The sequence below is a fragment of the Octadecabacter algicola genome, from assembly GCF_021532625.1.
GTDB classification, from domain to species: domain Bacteria; phylum Pseudomonadota; class Alphaproteobacteria; order Rhodobacterales; family Rhodobacteraceae; genus Octadecabacter; species Octadecabacter algicola.
In genome coordinates this window covers 245,505-269,426 of sequence record NZ_JAKGAR010000003.1, presented here as the reverse complement: position 1 = coordinate 269,426, position 23,922 = coordinate 245,505, and the positions used below count along the sequence as shown (strand labels likewise).

General features: G+C 55.3%; 25 protein-coding genes. 11 read left to right on the top strand and 14 right to left on the bottom strand.

Annotated features, from left to right (window positions below; all coding sequences use genetic code 11):
• Positions 1-107 precede the first annotated feature (107 nt).
• From L0666_RS12475 to L0666_RS12465, 3 genes are read left to right on the top strand one after another with little or no spacing between them, the layout of a single operon-like run.
• Positions 108-878 carry an MlaA family lipoprotein gene (locus tag L0666_RS12475; RefSeq protein WP_235261694.1) on the top strand — a complete coding sequence of 257 codons (771 nt, stop codon included), beginning with the start codon at positions 108-110 and terminating at the stop codon, positions 876-878.
• 2 nt (positions 879-880) lie between these two features.
• Complete coding sequence (locus L0666_RS12470; protein ID WP_235261693.1) at positions 881-1,477, top strand: MlaC/ttg2D family ABC transporter substrate-binding protein; 597 nt, start codon at positions 881-883, stop codon at positions 1,475-1,477.
• Positions 1,477-1,824: a hypothetical protein gene (locus L0666_RS12465; RefSeq protein WP_235261692.1), complete on the top strand. Its 348-nt coding sequence runs from the start codon at positions 1,477-1,479 to the stop codon at positions 1,822-1,824. Before L0666_RS12470 ends, L0666_RS12465 begins: the two co-directional genes overlap by 1 nt.
• 32 nt (positions 1,825-1,856) lie before the next feature.
• Here L0666_RS12465 and L0666_RS12460 read toward each other — a convergent pair whose 3' ends face one another.
• Entirely contained in the window at positions 1,857-4,007 is a 2,151-nt protein-coding gene (locus L0666_RS12460; RefSeq protein ID WP_235261691.1) for a transglycosylase domain-containing protein, read from the bottom strand.
• A 276-nt stretch (positions 4,008-4,283) separates the two neighbouring features.
• Here L0666_RS12460 and L0666_RS12455 point away from each other — a divergent pair, with 276 nt between their 5' ends.
• The gene (locus L0666_RS12455) at positions 4,284-4,622 is read left to right on the top strand and encodes a P-II family nitrogen regulator (RefSeq protein WP_216036117.1); all 339 of its coding nucleotides are present in this window, start codon (positions 4,284-4,286) and stop codon (positions 4,620-4,622) included.
• Between the two features lie 24 nt (positions 4,623-4,646).
• On the top strand, positions 4,647-5,960 hold the full coding sequence (amt, locus tag L0666_RS12450; protein ID WP_235261690.1) for an ammonium transporter: 1,314 nt from the start codon (positions 4,647-4,649) through the stop codon (positions 5,958-5,960).
• A 142-nt stretch (positions 5,961-6,102) separates the two neighbouring features.
• Here amt and L0666_RS12445 read toward each other — a convergent pair whose 3' ends face one another.
• From L0666_RS12445 to smpB, 4 genes are all read right to left on the bottom strand, one after another.
• A complete protein-coding gene (locus L0666_RS12445) occupies positions 6,103-7,287 on the bottom strand; it encodes an amino acid aminotransferase (protein ID WP_235261689.1) in 1,185 nt (394 codons plus the stop codon).
• Complete coding sequence (sseA, locus tag L0666_RS12440) at positions 7,287-8,144, bottom strand: 3-mercaptopyruvate sulfurtransferase (protein ID WP_235261688.1); 858 nt, start codon at positions 8,142-8,144, stop codon at positions 7,287-7,289. Before sseA ends, L0666_RS12445 begins: the two co-directional genes overlap by 1 nt.
• Positions 8,145-8,284: 140 nt before the next feature.
• Positions 8,285-8,596: a hypothetical protein gene (locus L0666_RS12435; protein WP_235261687.1), complete on the bottom strand. Its 312-nt coding sequence runs from the start codon at positions 8,594-8,596 to the stop codon at positions 8,285-8,287.
• A 147-nt stretch (positions 8,597-8,743) separates the two neighbouring features.
• Complete coding sequence (gene smpB / locus L0666_RS12430; protein WP_235261686.1) at positions 8,744-9,217, bottom strand: SsrA-binding protein SmpB; 474 nt, start codon at positions 9,215-9,217, stop codon at positions 8,744-8,746.
• Between the two features lie 75 nt (positions 9,218-9,292).
• On the opposite strand from smpB, the gene L0666_RS12425 reads away from it, so the two are divergent.
• Together L0666_RS12425 and L0666_RS12420 are read left to right on the top strand one after the other, a co-directional pair.
• Positions 9,293-10,483: a winged helix-turn-helix domain-containing protein gene (locus L0666_RS12425; protein ID WP_235261685.1), complete on the top strand. Its 1,191-nt coding sequence runs from the start codon at positions 9,293-9,295 to the stop codon at positions 10,481-10,483.
• A 66-nt stretch (positions 10,484-10,549) separates the two neighbouring features.
• Positions 10,550-11,755 carry a hypothetical protein gene (locus L0666_RS12420; RefSeq protein WP_235261684.1) on the top strand — a complete coding sequence of 402 codons (1,206 nt, stop codon included), beginning with the start codon at positions 10,550-10,552 and terminating at the stop codon, positions 11,753-11,755.
• A gap of 56 nt (positions 11,756-11,811) precedes the next feature.
• Here the strand turns inward: L0666_RS12420 and dapA are convergent, their stop codons facing one another.
• The gene (gene dapA / locus L0666_RS12415) at positions 11,812-12,684 is read right to left on the bottom strand and encodes a 4-hydroxy-tetrahydrodipicolinate synthase (protein WP_235261683.1); all 873 of its coding nucleotides are present in this window, start codon (positions 12,682-12,684) and stop codon (positions 11,812-11,814) included.
• A gap of 183 nt (positions 12,685-12,867) precedes the next feature.
• On the opposite strand from dapA, the gene L0666_RS12410 reads away from it, so the two are divergent.
• The gene (locus L0666_RS12410) at positions 12,868-15,000 is read left to right on the top strand and encodes a transglycosylase SLT domain-containing protein (RefSeq protein WP_235261682.1); all 2,133 of its coding nucleotides are present in this window, start codon (positions 12,868-12,870) and stop codon (positions 14,998-15,000) included.
• Here L0666_RS12410 and L0666_RS12405 read toward each other — a convergent pair.
• Entirely contained in the window at positions 14,997-15,863 is an 867-nt protein-coding gene (locus L0666_RS12405; RefSeq protein ID WP_235261681.1) for a DMT family transporter, read from the bottom strand. The two genes, L0666_RS12410 and L0666_RS12405, sit on opposite strands and share 4 nt — an antisense overlap.
• Entirely contained in the window at positions 15,860-16,516 is a 657-nt protein-coding gene (mnmC2, locus tag L0666_RS12400) for a tRNA (5-methylaminomethyl-2-thiouridine)(34)-methyltransferase MnmC2 (RefSeq protein WP_235261680.1), read from the bottom strand. Before mnmC2 ends, L0666_RS12405 begins: the two co-directional genes overlap by 4 nt.
• Positions 16,517-16,565: 49 nt before the next feature.
• Here mnmC2 and L0666_RS12395 point away from each other — a divergent pair, with 49 nt between their 5' ends.
• Complete coding sequence (locus L0666_RS12395) at positions 16,566-17,606, top strand: NAD(P)/FAD-dependent oxidoreductase (RefSeq protein WP_235261679.1); 1,041 nt, start codon at positions 16,566-16,568, stop codon at positions 17,604-17,606.
• Here the strand turns inward: L0666_RS12395 and L0666_RS12390 are convergent.
• Positions 17,603-18,397, bottom strand: a complete 795-nt coding sequence (locus tag L0666_RS12390; protein WP_235262204.1) for an HTD2 family dehydratase — start codon at positions 18,395-18,397, stop codon at positions 17,603-17,605. The two genes, L0666_RS12395 and L0666_RS12390, sit on opposite strands and share 4 nt — an antisense overlap.
• 36 nt (positions 18,398-18,433) lie before the next feature.
• Between L0666_RS12390 and L0666_RS12385 the strand changes: the two genes are divergently transcribed.
• Both L0666_RS12385 and L0666_RS12380 read left to right on the top strand, forming a co-directional pair.
• A complete protein-coding gene (locus L0666_RS12385) occupies positions 18,434-18,829 on the top strand; it encodes a VOC family protein (protein WP_235261678.1) in 396 nt (131 codons plus the stop codon).
• 108 nt (positions 18,830-18,937) lie between these two features.
• Complete coding sequence (locus L0666_RS12380; RefSeq protein ID WP_235261677.1) at positions 18,938-20,575, top strand: thiamine pyrophosphate-binding protein; 1,638 nt, start codon at positions 18,938-18,940, stop codon at positions 20,573-20,575.
• On the opposite strand, the gene aptA is transcribed toward L0666_RS12380, so the two are convergent.
• From aptA to cobO, 5 genes are all read right to left on the bottom strand, one after another.
• Positions 20,572-21,894, bottom strand: a complete 1,323-nt coding sequence (gene aptA, locus L0666_RS12375) for an omega-aminotransferase AptA (RefSeq protein ID WP_235261676.1) — start codon at positions 21,892-21,894, stop codon at positions 20,572-20,574. The two genes, L0666_RS12380 and aptA, sit on opposite strands and share 4 nt — an antisense overlap.
• A 63-nt stretch (positions 21,895-21,957) precedes the next feature.
• Positions 21,958-22,302 (bottom strand): Lin0512 family protein, encoded by a 345-nt coding sequence (locus L0666_RS12370; protein WP_235261675.1) that lies wholly within the window; start codon positions 22,300-22,302, stop codon positions 21,958-21,960.
• Entirely contained in the window at positions 22,299-22,640 is a 342-nt protein-coding gene (locus tag L0666_RS12365) for a Lin0512 family protein (RefSeq protein WP_235261674.1), read from the bottom strand. Before L0666_RS12365 ends, L0666_RS12370 begins: the two co-directional genes overlap by 4 nt.
• On the bottom strand, positions 22,637-23,260 hold the full coding sequence (bluB, locus tag L0666_RS12360; RefSeq protein WP_235261673.1) for a 5,6-dimethylbenzimidazole synthase: 624 nt from the start codon (positions 23,258-23,260) through the stop codon (positions 22,637-22,639). The genes L0666_RS12365 and bluB overlap by 4 nt, the downstream gene beginning before the upstream one ends.
• Position 23,261: 1 nt before the next feature.
• Positions 23,262-23,870 carry a cob(I)yrinic acid a,c-diamide adenosyltransferase gene (cobO, locus tag L0666_RS12355; RefSeq protein WP_235261672.1) on the bottom strand — a complete coding sequence of 203 codons (609 nt, stop codon included), beginning with the start codon at positions 23,868-23,870 and terminating at the stop codon, positions 23,262-23,264.
• Positions 23,871-23,922: the final 52 nt, after the last annotated feature.

Below are 23,922 nucleotides of genomic sequence, written 5' to 3'. Positions count from 1 at the left end.
AATCTTGAAACCCTGTCGCATATGGATCACGACGGGTTACATTGTAGTGTAGCCCTCTGGTTATCTAACACCAGAAGACTATGTGCCATCTATTACCAATTTCTGCTTTGGATAAACTATTGTTACGGACAATCACCTCTCACTTTCGCGCAGTCTGCGTCCTATCGGCCATAGCTGCGACTGCGGCGTGTACGGCACCTACACCCGGTGCTGAGTATAATGACCCGTTCGAAGAGACGAACCGCGCGGTACATGCCTTCAACAAAGGACTGGATCAAGCCATCTTGCGCCCTGCTGGCCAGGTTGCGGCTGTCGTTCCAGAAGAGTTTACCACTCCGGTTGTAAACTTTGCCGATAATGTTGGCCTTCCGGGCATGGTCGCGAATGGTTTGCTGCAGGGTGATATTGGTGGGTCAGCCACCAACACAATGCGTTTCCTGATCAACACAACTGTGGGCATCGGCGGTCTGTTTGACCCCGCTGGCGCGATTGGCCTTGCCGAGGAAACGACAGACTTTGGCGAAACGCTCGCTGTTTGGGGCGTGCCTGAAGGTGCCTATGTAGAATTGCCGGTCTTCGGACCATCGACCGAACGTGACGCTGCCGGCGTTATCGTCGACTTGATTTTTGATCCACTCCAAAGCGTTGGAACGGGTGTTCAGCTGGATTATGGAACCGGTGCCCGTGTGGCGAGTTTGGCCGTGGATCGCGGGACGTTCATGGATACGTTCGACTCGATCTTGTATGAGAGTGCTGACAGTTATGCGCAGGCCCGCTTGGCCTATCTGCAGAACCGTCGTTTTGATTTGGGCGAAGCGCCGCCCACTGTTTCCGAGATTGATCCGTTCTCGGATGATCTTAGTCTAGAAGGGTTTTAACATTGACTGAACTTAGCTTTTCCCGCCGCCGCGTTCTGGCCCTAGGAGGCGCAAGCGCCTTTGCAGCGTTGCCATTGCCGGCTCTTGCCTTAAGCGCGAACCAGGCTGAAAACCTTGTGACCACAGCAATCGGTGAGATTAACCGGGTCATCTCTTCCGGTGCCTCGGTTAATTCCATGGTGAACAGCTTCAAAGGTATCTTTGATCGTTACGCTGACACCAGCTACCTGGCAGCTTACGCGCTGGGCAATGATGGCCGCTCTGCGTCGAATGCGCAAAAGGCCGCTTTTTCTGACGCGTTCGGCATCTACCTTGCGAACAAATATGGCCGCCGGTTTAACGAATTCGCAGGTGGGCGGATCGAAGTGCAAGGAACGCAGCCCGTCAATTCATATATGGAAGTGCGCACGCTTGCGATCTTACGCGGACAATCCCCGTTCCAAGTCGATTTCCACGTATCTGATCGCCCGGGCCGTCCAGTGTTTTTCAATTTGATCATTGAAGGCGTTAATATGTTGTTGTCTGAACGTGCCGAGATTGGTGCGATGTTGGATGCACGCGGCGGTAACCTTGATCAGCTTATTCGCGATCTCAGCTAATGCGTCTTGCTATTGCCCTCATTCTTGCACCGGCCCTTGCTGCCGCGACGCCTTATGACGGGACGTACCGTCAGAATGCCAACTCAGAGTGTGGGTTGGTCGGGGTAGATGGCGGAGCGCTGAAAATTGAAGACGGCATATTCTATGGCGTTGAAATGGAGTGTCGCATGACGCGTCCTGTTCAAGTCGTCGATATGGATGCAACGCTTTATACTATGCGGTGTTCTGGCGACGATCAGATTTGGACGGAACGCGCAATGGTGATGAATGATGCCGAAATCGAAAGCGGCATCATCATGCTATGGGATGGCTACGCCTTCCGGTATTCTCGCTGCGCTGAAAACTAAGCGACGGGTGGCACGAAGCGCCCCCCCCCCGACTAGTTTCCGCCCTGGAGCTCTCGCAAGAGATCATTAATCAAATTGTCAGCTTCTTCTTCCGGAAGGCCTAAGCCGCCACTCGGTTGGTTGGGTTGTGGCTGTTGAACTTGTGCTTGTGCTGGAATGTTCATGGGCAATGGCGTTGGTTGAAGCCCAGCAAGCACTCGAGTCATGGTCTCATGCCAGATTTCCGCCGGAAGACCTGAGCCAGTAACGCCTGTAAGAGGCGTGTTGTTATCATACCCCATCCAAATTCCTGTAACGTAGTCGCCACTAAACCCGATAAACCAAGCATCACGTGCGCCTTGGGTTGTGCCGGTCTTGCCTGCAATTTCCCAGCCTTCAATGGCGGCGCGGCGTCCTGATCCGTCCTCGACAACCTGATACATCATCCATGTAAGTTCCCGCGCGGCGCTTTCTTGAATCACCCTTTCGCGGATACCGCCTGTTGCTTCCAGTAGGGGGGTATCATCACCAGCCAAACGAAGTTCGGTCAGCCCATAGGGTTTAACCGCCGAACCGCCGTTCAAAATACCAGCATAGGCGCCCGTCATCTCAAGTAAGGTGCTTTCGGAGACACCAAGCGCAAGGGCTGGGCCGTCTGCTAGATCCCGATCGATGCCGAAGCCTTCGGCCACGGCACGTACAGCGGGCCGTCCGACGAGTTCAGATAGGGCTACCGCAGGAATGTTCAACGATTGCTGCAAGGCTTGAACCATCGTGACTTCACCTTCAAAGCGGTTGGTGTAGTTCTCCGGGCAATAGTCACTTGGGCCAGGGACATCCCAACAGGTCGCGGCATCCAAAAGGATGTCAAAGGGTGACATCCCCATGTCGAGGGCTGCGGCATAGATGAATGGCTTGAAAGCCGATCCGGTCTGCCGCAAAGCCTGCGTAGCACGGTTGAAGGCGCCGGAGACAGTTAGGTCTCGTCCTCCTACCATAGCGCGCACGGCCCCGTCCGCAGACATAACAACAATCGCGGCCTGTGCCTCTGACCCCGCGCGGACCTTGTTTTCAAACACCCAAACCAATGCCTCTTCGGCGGCGGTCTGAACCCTTGGGTCCAGCGTTGTGCGGATAATAACGTCTTCGGTGGTGCCTTCAGTGAAGAAGCTCGGGCCGCTGTCCATGACCCAGTCGGCGAAATACCCACCAGCACGGGCACGGGCGGCTTCGGATAAAGTCGCTGGATTGGCTTGCGCATCGGCAGCCTCAGCCGATGTGAGGTACCCTTGTTCTTCCATCAGGCGAATAACTGTCGCGCCCCGATCTTGAGAGACCTGCAAGTTGCGAGTCGGAGCGTAGCTTGATGGTGCCTTAAGGAGACCCGCTAGCATCGCAGATTGCGCAGGGTTTACTTGGGCGGCGGAGATGCCAAAGTAACGCTGGGATGCGGCTTCGAACCCACGAGAGCCCGCACCAAGATAGGCGCGGTTGATGTAGATCGTCAGAATGTCTTCTTTTGTGTATCGCGTCTCAAGTGCAAAGGCATAGACCGCCTCTTGGACCTTGCGCCAAAGCGTGGTGCGACGGCACTCTGCCTCGTAGTCTGTTTCGGTTTCCCAAACGGTTGGGTCGTAGTCCCGTCCAAAACATAAAAGCTTTGCTGTTTGCTGCGTGATGGATGAACCGCCCGCACCAGACAGGGGGTTACCCCCATTGCGGAAGTTGCGCACCATCGCTGCCGTCGTTGCATAGAAGTCCACGCCGAAATGGTAGAATGCGTAAAACCGTTTGTCCTCGGTTGCGATAATCGCGTTGCGCAGATCATCGCTGACACTCTCAGATCGGATCATTCCGGCGAATTGATCGCCCCGCCACGCAAACGTCTCTCCGCGCGCGTCAAGGAGGGTCACAGAGCCGCGCGTTCGGCCGTCAACCATCTCTTCGATTGGGGGCAGGGTTGAGGCGTAATAGAACACACCAATCCCGATCAAAACGCTGACAACCAACGTGCCGCGCCAAAAAATGCGCCACAAAAGGATGAGCAGCCACTTGAAGGGCCAAAGAATCGTACCTATCAGGCCACGCCGTTTGGCGGCTGTGGGTTTGCGTCTTACTCGCTTAACCGACTTGCGTGTCTTTGCTGCAGGTTTGCTGCGCTTTTCAGCCACCAATGGCGGCTTTTGTCCTCGTTTACCGGTCATACTGCCCACTTACCTCACGCGCCATTTGTGGCGTCAATTGTCGACACAATACCGCCACCGATTCCAAATGTAGAGCCGGATATGCGTTCGATCGCAGTTTTCTATCTGCTCACTTATTGGGCGATCTGCCTGTTTTGTGCATTTTTTGTGCAAATTGCTGCTGAATGCTTAACAAATGCTGCTCCCAATTCTTGAGGTATGTCAACGCTCCAGACCTTGTTGTGCCCAAGCGGGCCAAAAGCCGCCTGTGGACTAACAAATGCAGAAAGGACGATCGTGAAACTCATCATCGCAACAGTCAAACCATTCAAGCTGGAGGACGTTCGTGAGGCACTCACATCAATCGGCGTTCGCGGCATGATGGTGACAGAAGTAAAAGGTTTCGGTGCGCAATCCGGCCACACTGAAATTTACCGCGGCGCTGAATACGCCGTGAACTTTGTTCCAAAAGTGAAACTGGAAATCGTGGTTGATGCCGGGATGGCCGAGCAGGTTGTTCAGACCATCGCAACGACGGCCAGCACCGGCAAAATCGGCGACGGCAAGATTTTCGTTCTTGATGTGGAAAGCGCACTGCGCGTCCGTACAGGCGAAACGAACTCCGACGCCCTTTAAGCGACCTAAGAAGGAAACGAACTAATGAAACTACTTAAATCTCTTCCGGTCGCTGGCGCCTTGATGGCACTGCCGACCCTTGCGCTGGCCCAAGACGCCGCGCCGGGCTTCGATGAAATCGGCCCCTACATCATGACGACGCTGCTGTTCCTTGTGGCCGGCTTCCTTGTGTTCTTCATGGCCGCTGGTTTTGCAATGCTCGAAGCCGGCCTCGTGCGCGGTAAGAACGTTGCAATGCAGCTTACAAAGAACATCGCGTTGTTTTCCATCGCATCCATTATGTACTGGTTGGTTGGCTTCAACCTGATGTACCCTGGTGACTTCAACGGTTACCTCGGCCCAATCTTGGGCACGACAACTTGGCTCGAGCCTGTTGGTTTGGACGCTGCTGATGCTGCACTTGATTACGCATCCGTTGCTTCCGACTTCTTCTTCCAGCTGATGTTTGTTGCTGCGACTGCGTCCATCGTTTCTGGTGCACTTGCTGAACGTATCAAACTGTGGCCATTCCTCATCTTTGTCGCGATCCTGACAGGTATCATGTACCCAATCTCCGGTTCCTGGCAGTGGGGCGGTGGTTTCCTTTCCGAACTCGGCTTCTCCGACTTCGCGGGTTCCACAGTTGTACACTCTGTTGGTGGTTGGGCTGCTTTGGCTGGTGCCATCGTGCTTGGCCCACGTATCGGCAAATACAAAGACGGCAAAACTGTTCCAATGCCTGGTTCCAACCTCGCACTTGCTACATTGGGTACATTCATCCTTTGGCTCGGTTGGTTCGGCTTTAACGGTGGTTCCCAGCTTGCGGCCGGTACTGTTGGTGACATCACAGACGTTGGCCGTATCTTTGCGAACACCAATATGGCTGCTGCAGCCGGTTCCGTTGTCGCGCTGATCCTTACACAGATCCTGTACAAAAAGGTTGACCTGACAATGGTTCTGAACGGCGCACTTGCTGGTCTGGTATCCATCACAGCTGAGCCTCTTGCTCCTTCCTTGTTGTCTGCCCTCCTCATCGGTGGTGTTGGCGGTGCGATCGTAGTCTTCGCGGTTCCAATGCTCGACAAGTTCAAAATCGATGACGTTGTTGGCGCCATTCCGGTTCACCTGATTGCAGGTATCTGGGGCACAATCGCAGTTGCCTTCTCAGGCAGCGCGACGATCACAGCACAGCTTACAGGTATCGTTGCCTATGGTGTCTTCACCTTCGTAGTGTCCCTGGTCATCTGGTTCATCTTGAAAGCAGTCGTGGGTATCCGCGTCAGCGAAGAAACAGAGATCAACGGCCTCGACATGGCTGAGCTGGGCATGGAAGCATACCCAGAGTTCAAAAACGGCTAAGCATTAGTCGCCATAGAAATCGAAAGGCCCCGCAGAGTTGCGGGGCCTTTTGCGTTTTGGGCAGAGGTATTGCATAGCGCAAACAAAAATGGCGTGACTGGTAATCCAGACACGCCATAAACTTTTTAACTATGAAGGGGCGTTAGACCCCGGCGTCGATGATCGCCTGCGCCAGCACTGGAATCGTGTCCGCATTCAGGCCCGCGATGTTCATGCGGCTGTCACCAACCATATAAATCCCGTGGTCCGCGCGCAGCTTTTCAACCTTGTCAGGGGATGTGCCCAACAGGCTAAACATACCGCGGTGGTCCGCCAAGAAATCAAACCGATCCGAGTTGGACAGGCGGCGAAGTTCAGATGACAATTGTTTACGCAGATCAAGCATCCCGAGGCGTACCTCTTCGAGTTCGGCTTCCCAGTCAGCGCGCAATTCGGGGTCGTTCAAGATGGTTGTGACGACCCGAGCGCCGTGGTCTGGCGGAAAGCTAAAGTTCTGGCGGTTCAGGAACGAAAGATTCTGCTGAGCCAGATCACGTTGGTCAGCGTCTTTCGCGATCGCCATCAGAATGCCTGTACGTTCGCGATAAATACCGAAGTTCTTGGAGCAAGACGCCGCAATCAGCACATTGTCAAAGCTGGACGCTACCATACGTGTGGCGGCTCCGTCTTTGTCCAGCCCGTCGCCAAAGCCCTGATAGGCGATATCGATAAATGGAACGGCTGACTTTTCTTTCAGCAGATCGATCACGCCCTTCCACTGAGGTACGGTCAGGTTCGCGCCGGTCGGGTTGTGGCAACAGCCATGTAGCAACACGATGTCGCCGGGTAGGACCGCACCAAGATCTGTCAGCATGCCGACATAATCCACGCTTCGCGTTTCCGCATTGAAGTAGCGATATGTCTGCGACTTGATCCCTAGGTACTTGATGATTGAAGGGTGGTTTGGCCACGTTGGGTCGGACAGCCATACCGTTGCACCAGGCGCTGCCAGCTTGATCAGCTCCAACGCTTGGCGAATGGCGCCCGTGCCACCCGGTGTCGCAACGGCGGCAATGCGATCCCGTTCGACCGCGCCATCAAGGACGAGATCGATCATGGCGTCTGAAAACGCAGGATCGCCAGCGAGCCCAGTATAGGCCTTGGTGTCTTGTTGATCGACCAACCGCTGTTCGGCGGCCTTAACGGCGCGCATGACAGGTGTCGTGCCGCTCGCGTCTTTGTAAACACCAACCCCGAGGTCAACTTTCGTATCCCGCGTGTCGGCGCGGTAAGCTGCCATAAGGGCGAGGATTTTATCCTTGGGTTGTGCCGAAAGATGTTCAAGCATTAAGCGTCTCCTGTAGCGATTGGTAAGTCATCGAAAGTGCCCCATTCGGACCAGCTTCCATCGTAAACTGCGTGGTCTGTCTTCCCCATGCGTTCCATGGCAAGCGCGAGGATCGCGGCCGTAACACCAGACCCACATGAAAGAATGGCGGGTTTGCTCAAATCAACGCCCGCATCTTTGAAAATCTGTTCAATCGTATCGGGGGATTTCAGGGTGCTGTCTGCCTCTAGCAGGTCGCGGAAGAAAACATTGCGGCTGTTTGGGATATGGCCTGCGCGTAATCCTTCGCGGGGCTCTGGGACGTCACCGCGAAACCGTTCCGATGCACGGGCATCGACAATTACGTAGTCGCCAAGCTTTGAAGCAGAAGCAACTTGAGTGACGTCTTTCACCATTTGATTTTGACGGGACACGGTCATGTGGCGGTCACGGATGACTGGCGGTAAATCTTCGATTTCGCGCCCTTCGGCCTGCCATTTCGGAAATCCGCCATCCAACACTGCCACGTCCATTTTGCCCATCAAGCGGAAGAGCCACCAAACGCGGGCGGCGCTGAACAAGCCAGAGCTGTCATAGACAACGACCTGATGGCCGTCGCCGACACCGATTTTTCGCATGCGGCTCATGAATTTTTCGACGCTTGGTACCATGTGGGGCAGCTCTGATCGATTGTCGCTGACGTCATCAATGTCAAAGAACCGCGCACCTGGAATATGGGCTTTTTCAAATTCGGCCCGCCCGTCGCGTTCGTCGGCTGGCATGAACCAAGATGCATCCAGAATCCGCAGGTCAGGATCTTTCAGGTGTGCCGCCAACCATTCCGTTGAAACGAGAGTTTTCGGATCGTCGTGCGCCATGTGGAATGCCCCCTAGGTTACAGGCGTTTCGGGATACCTTTGTCCCTAAACCTGTGCCTCTGGCTTCGCAACCTCTGCCATAAAAAAGGAGCGCCTCAGCAGGGCTGGGCGCTCCGAATACTCGTTACGTATTACTAAACTTAGGACTTGGACATCATGTTCTTGATGATGCCACCAACGCCGCCAAGTGCTGCGCCGCCACCGGCACCGCCCAGAACGCCAGACAACAATGTGCCTACGTCAAAGTTGCTTACGGCTTCTGCTGCTTCTGCACCGCCTGTTGCGTCCATTCCCATAGAACCAAGCACTGTGCCCGCACCCAAGCCGCCAACTGCACCTAGAATTGTGTTCATCATGCCGCCGCCATTCAAAGCGCCAGCGACTTTACCAATAATGTTACCGCCAGCTGCACCAGAAAGCGCAGGAATCAGCAAACCAAGAATCATTTCCATCTTATATTTTCCTTCCATTAAGGGGGCATATTTTGGAGTATGCACACCCCTCCCCACCACATTTTGTGATGGGCGAAGGTTAGCAGAAGTCTAGAACCAATCAATAGTGGGAGTAATCCGTTGTATTTCCCCGTTGATTACAAAGGGCTATTCACCGTGACGCATCAAACGGGCCTTCTGACGGCCCCAGTCGCGCTTGGCTTCGGTAGCGCGTTTATCCTGTTTTTGCTTACCCTTGGCGATGCCAATCTTAAGCTTAACGCGGCCTTTGTCATTGAAATACATCACCAGTGGCACGAGCGTCATGCCATCGCGTTGGGTCGCATTCCACATCCGCGCGATCTCCCGCTTGGACGCGAGCAATTTGCGCCGTGCGCGTTCTTCGTGCGGGAACATCGCCTGTTGGTAGGGCGCGATATAAGAGTTCACCAACCAAAGTTCGCCGTTTTCCACAGCCGCATAGCTATCTGCGATGTTGGACTGCCCTGTCCGCAAAGATTTCACTTCGGAACCAGCTAGGATGATCCCACACTCAACGTCGCTCTCGATTGCGTAATCGTAGCGGGCACGCCGATTGTCAGCGATGACTTTGTAATTCGTGTTCTCAGGTTTCTTTGCCATAGTGCTTAGCAAATAGGGGATGGCACGGCCTGCCACAACCCGTAGGGTGGGTTTTCAAACCATCGGAGTGGAGCCATGCGCCCCGTCATCGACAATCAGACTGCCCGCCGCCTGTTCTTGGATCGCCATTTGTTGCTGGGGACGCGCTCAGGTGCGGGCAAGGGTGATGACCTGCAATCGGTGATAGATCACCTTGGATTCGTGCAGGTGGATAGCGTGAATACATTGGCTCGTGCCCATGACCTGATCCTTTGGTCCCGTCGCCAACAATACCGCGCGCCGAACCTGCCGCGTCTGATGAAGACCCGTGGTGCGTTTGAACATTGGACCCACGATGCATCGGTCATTTCCATGCAACACTTTCCGATGTGGCGATACAAATTCGCCAAAGACAAAGCGCATATGGATGCCAAATGGCCTGCTTGGCGTCGCGAAGGGTTTCGTGACCAAATCGATGGCGTGTTGCGCCAGATTACCGATAACGGTCGGTGTTCTTCGATGGAAGTTGGCGCTGATGAAGAACGCAAGTCCGGCGGCTGGTGGGACTGGCACCCATCCAAAACCGCATTGGAATACCTCTGGCGTTCGGGGCAATTGTCTGTGTGTCACCGGAAAGGTTTCCGCAAGATCTATGACCTGACCGAGCGCGTGATCCCGGACGAATATCGCTCGGTCGAGGTGAGCGAAGAAGAGATGATCGACTGGGCCTGTATGTCGGCGTTACAGGCCTTGGGCTTTGCGACATCCGGCGAGATCGCAGCCTTCTATGCCATCATCACACCCGCGCAGGCCAAAACTTGGTGCGCAATGGCCCTCAGCGATCAACGGATCGTAGAGGCAAACATTACATCAGCGAACGGCACGCTTCGCCCTAGTTTTGTTTTGCCTGAGGTCTTTGATCTTAAACCGCCCGAACCAAACAGCCGTGTGCGGTTGCTGTCGCCGTTTGATCCTGCGTTGCGGGACCGCAAACGCGCGGAACGTCTTTTTGATTTCCACTACCGAATTGAAATTTTCGTCCCAGCGCCGAAGCGGCAGTATGGATATTACGTCTTTCCCGTCATGCAAGGGGATCGCATGATTGGCCGTATTGATACCAAACGCGACGGCGACGTGACGTTGGTCACGGCGTTTTGGCCGGAAAAAGGAATCCGCATGGGCAAGGCCCGTATCAAAGCGCTGGAGGCCGAAGTTGACCGCGTCGCGAAATTTGTTGGGAGCAAGGACGTGAACTGGTCCAAGGGGTGGAGCAAAGAAATTTCTTGAACGACGTTCAAATTTATGAGATTAATATCCTGAACATTGTTCACAAATTGATTCTGGAGGTGCCCAATGGCCCATGTCATTCAAACGGACGCGCTTGTGCAGGAGGGAGTAATCTCTTCTGAACAGGGCGCAATTATTGCAAGCCGCTCGCGGCAAGTGATGGTCTCTCTCGCTATTAACACCGTGTTGTGTTTCGGAATTATCGCAGCTGCGGCTGGATTTATCGGTCTTTTGGGGGATGCTTTGGCGGTTGCCATCGTCGGGGGTCTTTTCTTAGCCGTTGGTACGATGATCCTTACCAAAACGACCGACGTTTACAGCATGTTCGGCAATGCGTCGGCACTTATCGGGGCGGGGATGTTGGTTGGCGGGGCGTCTATCAAAATACTAGAGGCGCTTGGTGAAGGGTCGGGCGGTATGTTCCTCGCCATTCTCGGGCTCGGCTTGGCTGTTTTCACCGCAATCATTCACCGGAAAGGTCGTGAACACACAGGTTTTCTGACCGGCAGTATCTTATTGATGGTCGGTGCTATGCATCTTGGCGGGCTCTATTTATGGGCGGCCGACGTTGAGCTTTCAGGCCTCGCGGCATCTGTAACGCACCTTTATGTGGCTGTGGCGATGATCGGTCTTGGTATCTTTATCGACGTGCGGCTGGTTACGGCGTTGGCAATCGTACCTTTCGCGCAGATGTTGGATACAGGCACCTTCTACTGGAACGCGATGTACGCGTTCTACAGCCCTGAAACCACGCTCAGCATCCTGCAACTTGGCATCGCGATGGCAATCTGTGTTGTTCTGGCAAGTGTGCTGTCGGACCGTTACCGCCGTCATACCCACATGTTTGGCATCATGGCGTTTATCGTCGCGAACATGTGTTTCCTCGTCGGCAGCCTTTGGGGCGATATCGTAGGCCAAACAATGTGGGGGCCGGGCGTATCGAGCTGGCGCTTTGATGGTACCCGTGAGGAATACAACGCAGCAATGGAAGTCTTTGAAGCTTCGACTTGGGTTATCCACGAACACGTGTATTCCATCGTCTGGGCTGTCCTTTTGATCGCGGCTGCATTCTGGTCAGCCTACACCAACCGCCGTGGCATCTTTAATGCAGCCATGACGTTTGGCGCAATCCACGCCTACACTCAGGCCTTCGAGACGTTCTACGATGAACCGCTTGCCTATGTGATCGGCGGCCTCGCAGCGATCCCTGTTGCATGGGGGCTTTGGCGGTTGAACAACCAGTTTGAGGCACGCAACAAAATCGCGGCCTAAAACGAAAACGGGCAGAGGAAATCCTCTGCCCGTTTCAATTCTAATGTAGAGATTGCTTAGTTCAGCAAACCCGCGTGCACCATCGCGGCGCGCATTTTTTCTTTGGTGCTGTCTTCCAGCCCTGTCAGCGGCGAACGCACGTCTTCGGAGCACATGCCTAACAGCGACATGCCGTATTTCGCACCAACCAAGCCTGGTTCAGTGAAGATCGCTTTGTGAAGAGGCATCAGGCGGTCGTTGATTTCCAGTGCGGCAGCATAGTCACCTTTCAACGTCGCTTCTTGCATTTGAGCGCAGAGAGCAGGGGCGACGTTTGCCGTAACAGAAATACATCCGACGCCACCTTGGGCGTTAAATCCAATTGCTGTCGGGTCTTCGCCGGACACTTGGATGAAATCGGCGCCACAGCTTAGCCGTTGGTTTGGAACGCGGGCCAAATCGCCAGTTGCGTCTTTTACACCAGCAATCATTTCATGCTTCGCGAGTTCGCCCATTGTTTCCGGAGTCATATCGACAACCGAACGACCAGGGATGTTGTAAATAATGATCGGCAAGCCGCAGTCGGCAGCAGCCGTGAAGTGCGCAATCAATCCACGTTGAGTTGGCTTGTTATAGTATGGCGTAACAACCAAAGCTGCTGTCGCACCTGCCGTCTTTGCTGCCTTCACCAAACGCACCGTTTCGGCAGTGTTGTTCGACCCCGCACCAGCGACAACTGGGAAGCGGCCGTTCACCGCCTCAACCACAGTCTCGACAACTTGGTCATGTTCGGAATGGCTTAGTGTAGGGCTTTCGCCTGTTGTGCCAACAGGAACCAAACCGTGTGATCCTTGATCAACGTGCCACTCGACAAGTTTTTTCAACGTATCAAGATCCAGCTGGCCGTTCGCGAACGGCGTGACGAGAGCAGGGAGAGACCCTTTGATCATGATACGCATCCTTTTTTAGGGGACCTCCGCGACGATTCACGGGGTCAGTTAATTTGGAGGTCTGTAGTGGGGTTTTTCCCCTTTGCCAAGTTTGTGAGTTGCGCAAATTGGATGAAAGCCTACCTATGTGACACAAGAATGCCGCGTAAATCGTATATCGTGGTCGAAAGAAGGGGTGTTTTGTTGAAGATTTCGCGGATCATTTTGGGCCTTTCAGGCTGGCTGATTGCGTCGCCCCTTTGGGCGCAGCAATTGCCCGTTGATCCAGCATTCTCCGAAGCAGTTGGCCTTGTGGGACAAGGCGACGAAGTCGCGGCCCTGAATGCGCTCGCTGACGGCCATGGGGTTGATCAAGATCTTATTGCTTGGTTGATCTTGCGAGACGCTGACACGGATGTCGATTTTGCGATCTATGCCAATTTTCTAGAAAAGCGTGCCGATTGGCCCGGCGTTTCGCGCATCCGTGCCGCCGCAGAGCGTCAGATTGATTTGGAAACCGCGACGACCGAGGACATTCTAGCGTTCTTTGAAGGCGAAGACGTGGAAACCGGGCAGGGCGCCGTTGCTTATGCCGATGCATTGATTGCCGATGGTCGCAAGACGGAAGCCGAAGCGATGTTGGTTGACGTCTGGCTGAACCAAGCGTTGTCGGCATCCGGTCACCAAGCAATTGTAAATGCTTACCCTGACGTCGTTGCGCCACATCACATTGCGCGTGCGGATATGTTGCTTTGGCGGTGGCGAACGACGGATGCGACCAATCTATTGCCGCTTCTTGATGAGGGTGAACAAGCCCTGTTTCGGGCCCGCATGGCGATCATCAATCGTGATGGAGACATGCAAAGCCGCGAAGCGCTCGTTCCTGACCGTCTAAAGGACACGGCCGGTTTGCACTATGATCGGTTCAACCTGTTCTCGGACCGCGGCGACTGGACATTGGCAATGGCTCTCTTGTTGGAACGGTCCACCAGCACTGAAGCATTAGGTGTGCCGTGGAGGTGGGGGTCTTGGCGGCGCATGTTGGCGCGTTGGCAGATGCGTGAAGGTAATATCGAACGTGCCTATGCGCTGGCGTCGAACCATTTCATTAAACCCGACGAAACAAACTATAGCGATCTTGAGTGGCTTTCGGGTTACCTCGCGTTGACCTACCAGAAAGACTACGCTCTAGCGTTGACCCATTTTCAGAACTTCGGTGCGTCCGTGACCTCGCCAATCTCAAAGGGCCGCGCAGGTTATTGGCTTGGCCGCGCCTATGAAGGCTTGGGCGATGCCGAAGCGGCCATCGCGGCCTTTCAAGATGGCGCGCAACATCAGACGTCGTTCTACGGATTACTGGCGGCCGAAAGGCTAGGCTTGACCATGGACCCCGACATCGCGGGAGGTGAAAACTTTGGCCCGTGGCAAGGTTCGCCAATGCTGGAAAATGACCTCGTGTGGGCGGGCTTGTCTTTGCTTGACGCGGGCGAGAGGGGCATGGCGGTTCTGTTCTTTGTCGACGCAGCGAAAACCATGTCGCGCCAAGAGATTGGCCAGCTTGGTCAATTGTTTATGGACATCGGCGAACCCTTCTATGCGGTGCTGATTGCCAAGTCTGCGGTGCGCGAAGGGCTTTTAGTGCAGGATGTTTACTTCCCGATCCATCCGCTGGCGGACCTTGACCTGCCCGTTGAACCTGCGCTTTCGCTCGCCATTGCCCGACAGGAATCGGAATTTCGAACGGATGCAGGCAGCAGCGTTGGAGCCTTGGGATTGATGCAGTTAATGCCTGCAACAGCGCAAGAAGTCGCAGGCTGGATCGATGTGCCTTATTCCCGTGGTCGATTGACATCGGATTGGGATTATAACGCGGCTTTGGGATCGGAATACCTTGCCTTTCTTGAGCGGGAATTTGGCAATTCACCGGTGATGATTGCAGCAGGCTATAACGCAGGGCCTAGCCGTCCCAAAACGTGGATGACCGATCACGGTGATCCGCGCGTTGGCTTTGGCAACGATGATCCCGTTGACGTCGTGGATTGGATTGAACACATCCCGTTCCGTGAAACCCGCAACTACGTCATGCGCGTAACCGAAGGCATTCCCGTCTATCGTGCTCGATTGAGCGGTCAGATCGGACCGGTGCAATTCGAGCGGCTCTTGATCGGGGAGCAGCGCCTCATTCGACCCGTTTCCCGTCCCGTTCGCGTCGTTGAGGAGGCCGAAGTTGTAGATGTTGAGAACGATCTTCCACCCGTTCGACGCGCGGGTGAGTTGGGCCCCTCTGGTCCAAGCGGCGCGCAACCTATCAGGCCGGTATCGCGTGCGGGCGACTAGGATCTTTGTCGGGCCCGCCACAGGGTGAACAAACCTGCAGAAACGACTATGACTGCGCCGATAACCACGTTTGGTGCCAAGGTTTCGCGAAATACGACCAACCCGATGACACTCACAAAAACCAGTTGAAAGTACGCAAAGGGTTGCACTGTGCTGGCCTCTGCGACCTCATATGTTTTGATCAAGAACCAGTGACCCGTCGCGCCCGTTACGCAAAGAGCTGCCATCCACCCCCAATCGGCGGGCACCATCGGTTCCCAAAACCAAATGCCCAATGGCGTCATAGCTATCGCGCCTACTACGCCTGTCCAAAAAAAGGAGGTCGCAGCCGTGTCTTTCCGTGCGGCAAAGCGGGTCAGTAAACCGTAAAGCGCAAACATGAGTGCCGCGATCAGTGGAATCGCGGCCGTCAGGCTGAATACACCTTTCCCTGGTTGAAGGATGATCAGGATACCGACGAACCCAACCCCAATCGCCGACCATTGCCGCCAGCCGACCCTTTCACCCAGTACGGGGCCAGAGAAGGCCGCAATCAGCAATGGGTAACATGCGAAAACCGCATGAGAATCGATCAACCCCAAGACAACGAATCCCAAGACCAAGACGCAAATTTCAGCTACCAGAAGCAGTCCTCTCGTGATCTGAAGAAACGGTTGTGACGTCGATGCAGCTTCGCGAAGTGAACCCGCTTGCCGCCGCGCAATCGCGATGACGAATGCGGCAAAGAACCAATAGCGGATCGTGACAATCATGATCACGTTGTATTCCCCTGCCAAGTGGCGGCTGAATCCATCTTGCACGGCCATCACAAAGGTCGCGGCAATCATGAAGAGGATACCTTGGCGGGTGTTTTGTTGGCTCACTTCATGGTGCCTCGCGACATGTGCCGCTTGCGCCCGAACCCTTTGGTGCGTTCAATTTCGAAGCCTGCGTCGACAAGGGCGCGTCGTACAAAACCTGCGGCTGTGTAGGTGGCGCAAGTGCCTCCCTTTGCGGTGTGCTTGCCGATTTGATCCATCAGATCATCGCCCCAAAGCTCGGGGTTTTTGGCGGGCGAAAAACCGTCCAGATACCACGCATCGGCTTTGCCGTCCCATTGCGTCAGGGTCTTCCTCGCGTCGCCAATAATGACCTGCAATTTAAAATCGGGGCCAGAAAAATTGGGAAAAGTGCCGTGTTCGAATGCATCGATGGGCAAACCATCAAACGCCTGTAGGGCCCGCATCATATCGGCCATAGGCATGGGAAACGCTTCAAAGCTGGTGAAGTGAAGTTTTCCTGTCACACCAGCCGCGCGCCATGCCGCGAGCGTTACCAAAAAGTTTAGCCCGGTGCCAAACCCCAACTCGCCTACATGGAAATCCCCCTCAAATCGCGCGGGAAGGTCATTGCCGTCCAAGAAAACATGTCGTGTTTCCGCAAGGCCGTCATCAAGCGAGAAATAAGGGTCGTCGAACTGAACCGATACAGGCGTCCTGCCGTCGCGCCATTCCAAATCTGCTTGCTGGTCTGTCATGTCATGGTGCCTTATCTGATCAACAGGAACATGAAAGCAGCGAGCGGTAATGGCAACGGTAGATGTAACAGTACGCGGAGCAGGGGCCTTTGGCCTGAGCGTAGCTTGGGCCTGCGTGAAGCGCGGCGCTCGGGTGCGGATCATTGACCCGAACGGCGTCGGTGCGGGGTCTTCTGGCGGCATTGTCGGTGCATTGGCTCCCCACGTGCCGGAGCAGTGGAACCCGAAGAAAGCGTTTCAATTAGAGAGCCTGTTGTTGGCGGAAGATTGGTGGCGCGAAGTCGATGACGCGTCTGGGTTATCAAGCGGCTACGGTCGGACAGGGCGTTTACAGCCCTTGGCTGAAGGCGCACCCGATCTCGCCCAGTCCCGTGCGGTCGGTGCCGATAAACTTTGGCAAGGACGAGCAATCTGGGAGGTCATCGACACCCCCCAGTCTGAGTTTGTGCCGATCAGCCCGACTGGCCAGTACATTCGCGATACCCTCAGCGGTCGAATCCATCCCGCGCAGGCCTGTGCGTCTCTTGCCAAAGCCCTTGAGGCGCGGGGGTGCGAAATCACTGAAGATAGTAGTTTTCTGGATGAGGGCGCTGTCGTATGGGCCACGGGGTATCAAGGTCTGGAGGCCCTTACGGCAGATCATACCCGTTTGGTCGGAGCGGGTATCAAAGGGCAGGCGGTTTTGCTGGACTATGATGCCCGAAATGAACCCCAGCTTTTCGTGGACGGGCTGCACGTCATTCCACATGCGGACGGCACAACTGCAATTGGGTCAACGACCGAACGAGAGTTCGACGACCCCCAAAGCACGGACGCCCAATGCGACGCGCTTGTTGCCAAGGCGCGGGAATACGTCCCCGTTCTTTCTGGAGCGATCGAAATACGCCGCTGGGCTGGCGTGCGACCCCGTGCAAGAACCCGCGCACCCATGTTAGGCAATCATCCTTTCCGTGACGGAGAGTTCATCGCCAACGGGGGCTTCAAGATTGGGTTTGGTATGGCGCCATTGGCGGCTGAAAAGCTTGCCCAGCTTATTCTAACAGGTGAGGACGCAATCCCCGAGGATTTCAACCCATCGCTGAGCCTTTAGCGCATCACTGCTTCCATACACTGTTCACCTTGCGGGCCGCGGACCCATGCGGCCCCATCGGCCCAACAAAGCGTTGCCGAGCTTGGTAGGGTTAGCGGCGCCGTCGCGCGGTAGCTTACTTCGGTCAACGGCTTTCCCAGCATCCGTTCCCCCATCAGCATCAAATGTTGGGCCAGCAATGGGCCGTGAACCACAAGCCCGCCGTAACCCTCAATGTCTCGGGCATAGGGTTCATCGTAGTGGATGCGGTGCCCGTTCATCGTCAGAGCCGAGTATCGAAACAGTAGGGTGCTGTCGAAGTGCACGTTGTCTTGGTGGGTCTCATCCGTTCTCGCGATAGGCCTTTCAGGTGTGTCGCCTCCATCTTCGCGATACACCAAATCTTGCCATTCGCTGAGGACCACCGCACCGCGTTGCCGGATGTCATGGCGTAGCCGCACAAAGGCCAGTGGCCCCGATCGTCCGTTCTTGCGGGTCACGCCTTCGATCATTGACGTCTTTTCGGCGCGGATTCCAGCCTTTAAAGGCGTGTGAAACAAGAGACGTCCTGCAGCCCACATGCGCCGTGGCAGCCCCATGTCCGGCACGAACCCTCCCAAAGCTGGATGACCGTCACGGCCAAGGTTTTGTGGCGGCTGTGGGTCCCAAAAATAGATGTGGTGAAAGAAGGGAGGCAATGTGCTGGCCGCGGTGATTGTTGGCTCAAACCCCAATGCGACTTGCAGTGCGCAGGCACGCGCGGGATCCATTACATCTGTCAAAATTTGCGTAGAGGCCGATTTCTCTGTCATAGCTGCCATGCTGACCAAAACCAAAGGAGCCTGCAAGTGCCTCGTCTTTTGTCTATAGACCACCTCGTTTTGACGGTCGCGTCGATCGAGCAATCGGTGAAGTTCTACGAGGATGTTTTGTGTATGGCAGCCGAGCAGTTCCGAGTGGCTGACGGCACAGTCAGAACCGCGCTTAAATTTGGTAATCAAAAGATCAATTTGCATCAGGCGGGCGCTGAATTTGATCCAAAGGCCGCGAATCCACGACGAGGTTCGGCAGACATTTGTTTCCTGTCAGACACGCCATTGGTGGATTGGATCGCGCATCTTGCGCATCAAGATGTGAGCATCGAAGAAGGACCAATTGTCCGTACAGGTGCTGTTGGTCCACTCGAATCCATCTACATTCGAGATTTGGACGGGAACTTGATCGAGGTTTCTAATCCGACCTAAGTAACATCGCGTGGCGCCGCTTTAGGGTTTCGCAATCATGTGAAAATTGAACCTTTGCACTGCCGGTCTTGTATCGCATGCTGACCCAAATATCGGGAGCACAACATCATGCAGCGCCACGGCGGACAGATCCTTGTTGAACAACTCATACGGCTCGGCGTTCGCCGTGTTTTCTCGGTTCCAGGCGAAAGCTTTTTGGCGGCGTTGGACGGGCTTTATGATGCAGGCATCGACAATGTTGTTTGTCGCCAAGAAGGCGGCGTCGCGATGATGGCCGAAGCCTACGGCAAGATGACAGGCCAGCCTGGGGTCGCGTTTGTGACGCGTGGGCCAGGGGCGACCAATGCCTCGGCCGGTGTGCACATTGCCATGCAGGATAGTACACCGATGGTTCTTTTTGTCGGTCAGATACGCATGGAAGATCGTGACCGTGAAGCGTTCCAAGAGGTCAATTACAAAGCGATGTTTGGAAGTATCGCTAAGTGGGTTACAGAGGTGAACCATACCGACCGTTTGCCTGAATACATCGCCCGCGCGTTCAATGTTGCGACGGCTGGGCGGCCCGGTCCTGTCGTCCTAGCGCTCCCCGAAGATATGTTGTCAGCGAGGGCTGATGTACCCGACATCAAAGGGCCGATTGTGGAACTCGCGCCAACACTTGCAACCGTCGCTGAAGACACGTTGCAATGGCTCAGCGGATTTGAACGACCGCTCGTTATTGTGGGCGGTCCTCATTGGTCCCCCGAAGCCGCAAATGATCTAGGGACCTTTGCGAGCGTGCAAAAACTTCCGGTTGCGCTAGGCTTTCGGCGGCAAGACTATCTCGACAATCGCCACCCGAATTATGCGGGTGACTTGAATGTGGGAGTAAACCCAAAACTCGCGCAACGTGTTAGGGACGCGGATGCGCTTCTCGTTATTGGATCGCGACTGGGGGATATTGAAACGCAAGGCTACACGTTGGTCGACCCTGCAGAACCACATCTTGCGATTTGTCATGTCCACGCGGATCCGAACGAGCAAGGGCATGTTTACCGCCCTGATGTCGCGGTGACGGCTGACGGTGTGTCGTTCATCCGTGCGTTGGCTGACTTGCCGGCCACAGATAGGGATTGGTCGGATTGGACCAAGGCCGCCCGCGCTGACTATGACGCTTGGAAAACGCCTCAAGAAACACCGGGGGATTTGAAGCTAGAACAGGTCATTACATGGTTGTCTGAAAACCTGCCGCAAGATGCGATCCTAACCAATGGAGCAGGTAATTACGCAGGTTGGTTGCACCGATATTTCGTCTTTAAGCAGCATGGGACGCAGCTTGCTCCGACGTCGGGGTCAATGGGGTACGGGTTCCCTGCGGCAATTTCTGCCAGCCTTGAACACCCCGACCGACAAGTTATTTGCCTTGCAGGGGACGGATGTTTTCAAATGACCTGCAATGAGCTTTCGACCGCAGCCCAGCACGGTGCAACGCCTATTGTGATCGTCGTCAACAATGGTCGCTACGGTACGATTCGAATGCACCAAGAAAAACACTATCCGGGGCGTGTTTCTGGAACAAGACTGACCAATCCGGACTTTGCGGCCCTCGCGCGGGCTTACGGTGGTCATGGGGAAACAGTTACGACCACTGCAGATTTCGCGCCCGCATTTAAGCGGGCACAGCAAAGCGGCACATTTGCGGTATTGGAGTTGCAAGTAAGCGAGGACGCGCTTTCAACAAGCGCGACCCTCGCCAAACACCCTTAGCGGGTTAACTGCGCCCTTAGCTTCTCGCCGATCTCATCAATGTCGGCCTGCGTTATCGTAAGCGGCGGTGACAAGCACAGTGCGTCCCCGACAGGGCGGACAATCAAGCCGGCTTCCCATAGCCCGTTATAGGCCGCACGACCTGCATCACCTACGGCGCCATCCTGATGTAGCTGAACCGCACCAATGATGCCGCAATTTCGGACGTCCTGCACAACTGGAAGATCGGCCAAAGCGTGCAACATATCTTCCCACGGTTTCGCCATTCGTGCGGCATTGCCGAAGATGTCTTCGTCTCTATATGCGTCCAAAGTCGCAATGCACGCCGCCGATGCGAGAGGATGCCCAGAATAGGTGTAGCCATGGAAGAGGTCCGGCATCTTGGCAGGCCCATTGCGGAACGCGTCACGTACGGCCGCCGTAGCAAGAACACCACCCATCGGGACCGTCGCATTGGTCATCCCTTTGGCGCAGGTCACCAAGTCTGGCTGCACACCGAAGGCCTCAAAAGCAAACGGGGTGCCCATACGTCCGAAACCCGTGATCACTTCGTCAAAGATCAGCAAAATTCCATGTGTGTCGCAAATTTCGCGCAGCCGTTCGAGGTAACCAACGGGCGGCGGAAAGACCCCTCCCGCGCCGCTGACGGGTTCGACAATCACCGCAGCAATGGTTTGTCCCCCGTGCAAGTCGCACAGCCGTTGAAGGTCATTGGCAAGATCGGCGCCGTGGTCTGGCTGCCCGAGACTGTTGTGGTTCTCCTCAAGCCATGTGTGCCGCATATGCGCGGTAGAAGGGTACAGCGTGCCAAACTGACCTTTGTTCAGCCCCAGCCCACCAACAGACAAGCCACCAAAGTTGATTCCGTGATAGGCCTTCTCTCGACCAACTAGAATTCGGCGATCTCCGTCACCACGGGCTGTGTGGTAGGCCAATGCGATCTTCAACGCCGTGTCCACAGCCTCAGACCCTGAGTTTGTGAAAAACACATGATCAAACCCGGGCGCCAGCGCTGTGACACGGGCGGCAGCCTCAAAGGCCAGCGGGTGCCCTTGATTAAAGTTATGGACAAAATCCAGACGCGCCGCCTGATCTTGAATGGCTTTGGTGATCTTTGGGTGGTTGTGGCCCGCGTTACAGCACCATAAGCCGCCCGTTCCGTCGAACAGCTCATGCCCGTCAATGCTGGTGTAGCGCACGCCTTCTGCTTTGGAAATCAGACGCGGGTTGTCTTTGAACATTTCGGACGCCGTAAACGGCATCCAGAAACTGTCGAGGTCGTTGGGAACGGTTGGGTTGTCGCGTGCGGTATCTGGCATGATGGGCTCCTTTAACGGAAATCCTGTCACGCCTTTTGCCCCCTGCCAAGCCTTGTGACTGGCCTAACCTTGTTTTGGCAAAAACGCCTCAACTGCGGCGCTCGCTATGACGATGACATTGCCGTTGTCGGGGTTGGTCACATTCAACCCACCTTTAACCGCAGTTACCGTCGCGCGCCCCCTCGGCAGAGTGCCCACAAGTGAATCACAATCCACTGCAGCCGGGTCTTGCACCCCGACTGTCACCTGCACCCGCATGGCATCGTGACTAAGGCCCGTAGCCTCGAATAAAGGTATGGAGGAGTGACGCAAAGCATCCTCAATCGCGCGCGCTGCCGCCTTGGTGTAATCTTGGCCATAAAGGTCGTTACCCATGCCCATCTCAATAATGAATCTCTGATCGGTCATGATGGTAAATCCAGTGCAACAGATAGAGCTACGTTGGCGATCACCGTGGGCTTGCCATCTGGACGGGGCACATCTAGCCCGCCTTCGACAACCGAGAATGACAGCTGCCCATATGGAAATATGTCCCGCAACGCTTCGGTATCCACTTCGTCAGGATGTTGGACACCAATCTCGACAGTGATTTTCATCGCTTCTTTGGGCTGGCCATAGAGTTCTGCCAAATTGATCGAGTTGTGCCACAAGGCATCCTGCAGCGCGCGCCGTGCGGCCTGCGTGTAATCTTGGCGGCGCAAAGACGTGCCCATGCCAAATTCAGTCAGTAACCGAGTCGCCATCATGTAATCTCCCAGTACGTCGTAGTATTTTTCTGCCAGCCTGCGCGGTGCAGCAATGGTGTGTCGGATGTGTCTGCGGGATGCCCGAGGCAAAGATATCCTGTCAGCGACCAACTGTCGGGAACGTCAAACACGGCTTTCACACCCTTAGGATCAAGGATCGAGACCCATCCCACGCCGATATTTTCAGCCCGAGCAGCCAGCCAAAGCGTCTGAATCGCCGTGACAGTGGAGTAGGCCAGCATCTCGGGCATGGTCTGTCGCCCTAAGCCGGCACCTTCGGCCGGCGCGGTCTCTGTCCAGATCGCCAAATGTACGGGCGCTTCTTGCAGTCCAGAAAGTTTCAAGGCGCGGTAGGCCTCGGCCTTTTCGTCACAATAAAGCTCGGCGGCTTTGTCGTTGGCCGCTTTGAAATTCTCAAGGACGGCCTGACGCTTGGCGCGGTCCTCGACTTGGAAAACCCGCCACGGTCGCGCGTTTCCGACGGCTGGGGCACAGTCCATTGCGTCGCGCAGCCGCGCCAAAACCTCGGGGGCGACAGGATCGGCTTTGAAGTGCCGCACATCGCGCCGCCAGACCAACAAGTCCGCCAAAGCGTCGCGATGATGCGAACCCATCTGCATCCTAGTATTCCACGCCGATCTGCGCCTTTACACCAGACCTGAACGGGTGTTTCACGAGTTCCATTTCGGTCACTAGATCGGCAATCTCGATAAGGTCGTCGTGGGCGTTGCGACCTGTCAGAACGACATGGGTCATCTCGGGCTTTTCTTCGACGAGAAACTCAACAACATCCGCGATCGGCACGTAGTCGTAGCGGATGGCGATGTTGATCTCATCCAACAGGACCATTGAATTGCTTTCATCGCGGATCAGTTCTTTGGCTTTTTCCCATGCGGCCATTGCCATCTCGGTGTCGCGGGTCTTGTCTTGGGTTTCCCATGTGAACCCTTCGCCCATGGTGTGGAACGCACATTCATCCGTAAACTTTTCAAGGATTAAATCGCGTTCACCGGTGCTCATGCCGCCCTTGATGAACTGCACCACACCACATTTCATACCATGTGCAATATGGCGGAAAATCATCCCAAACGCCGCCGAAGATTTGCCCTTCCCCTTGCCGGTATGGACGATGATCAGACCCTTCTTGTCGGTCTTCGTCGCCATAATCTTATCACGTGCGGCTTTCTTCTTTGCCATTTTCATCGCGTGGCGGTCAGCATCTTCACTCATTTGGCGCTCTCCTCTTTGCAGCGCACAGACTGCGCCAGCCTGCCGTTCCCCG

Bases quoted from the DNA above. Each gene is read 5' to 3' on its own strand.
- L0666_RS12465 (WP_235261692.1), top strand. From the start codon at position 1,477: ATGCGTCTTGCTATTGCCCTCATTCTTGCACCGGCCCTTGCTGCCGCG.
- L0666_RS12460 (WP_235261691.1), bottom strand. From the start codon at position 4,007: ATGACCGGTAAACGAGGACAAAAGCCGCCATTGGTGGCTGAAAAGCGC.
- amt (WP_235261690.1), top strand. From the start codon at position 4,647: ATGAAACTACTTAAATCTCTTCCGGTCGCTGGCGCCTTGATGGCACTG.
- L0666_RS12445 (WP_235261689.1), bottom strand. From the start codon at position 7,287: ATGCTTGAACATCTTTCGGCACAACCCAAGGATAAAATCCTCGCCCTT.
- sseA (WP_235261688.1), bottom strand. From the start codon at position 8,144: ATGGCGCACGACGATCCGAAAACTCTCGTTTCAACGGAATGGTTGGCG.
- L0666_RS12435 (WP_235261687.1), bottom strand. From the start codon at position 8,596: ATGGAAATGATTCTTGGTTTGCTGATTCCTGCGCTTTCTGGTGCAGCT.
- smpB (WP_235261686.1), bottom strand. From the start codon at position 9,217: ATGGCAAAGAAACCTGAGAACACGAATTACAAAGTCATCGCTGACAAT.
- L0666_RS12425 (WP_235261685.1), top strand. From the start codon at position 9,293: ATGCGCCCCGTCATCGACAATCAGACTGCCCGCCGCCTGTTCTTGGAT.
- L0666_RS12420 (WP_235261684.1), top strand. From the start codon at position 10,550: ATGGCCCATGTCATTCAAACGGACGCGCTTGTGCAGGAGGGAGTAATC.
- dapA (WP_235261683.1), bottom strand. From the start codon at position 12,684: ATGATCAAAGGGTCTCTCCCTGCTCTCGTCACGCCGTTCGCGAACGGC.
- mnmC2 (WP_235261680.1), bottom strand. From the start codon at position 16,516: ATGACAGACCAGCAAGCAGATTTGGAATGGCGCGACGGCAGGACGCCT.
- L0666_RS12395 (WP_235261679.1), top strand. From the start codon at position 16,566: ATGGCAACGGTAGATGTAACAGTACGCGGAGCAGGGGCCTTTGGCCTG.
- L0666_RS12390 (WP_235262204.1), bottom strand. From the start codon at position 18,397: ATGACAGAGAAATCGGCCTCTACGCAAATTTTGACAGATGTAATGGAT.
- L0666_RS12380 (WP_235261677.1), top strand. From the start codon at position 18,938: ATGCAGCGCCACGGCGGACAGATCCTTGTTGAACAACTCATACGGCTC.
- aptA (WP_235261676.1), bottom strand. From the start codon at position 21,894: ATGCCAGATACCGCACGCGACAACCCAACCGTTCCCAACGACCTCGAC.
- L0666_RS12370 (WP_235261675.1), bottom strand. From the start codon at position 22,302: ATGACCGATCAGAGATTCATTATTGAGATGGGCATGGGTAACGACCTT.
- L0666_RS12365 (WP_235261674.1), bottom strand. From the start codon at position 22,640: ATGATGGCGACTCGGTTACTGACTGAATTTGGCATGGGCACGTCTTTG.
- bluB (WP_235261673.1), bottom strand. From the start codon at position 23,260: ATGCAGATGGGTTCGCATCATCGCGACGCTTTGGCGGACTTGTTGGTC.
- cobO (WP_235261672.1), bottom strand. From the start codon at position 23,870: ATGAGTGAAGATGCTGACCGCCACGCGATGAAAATGGCAAAGAAGAAA.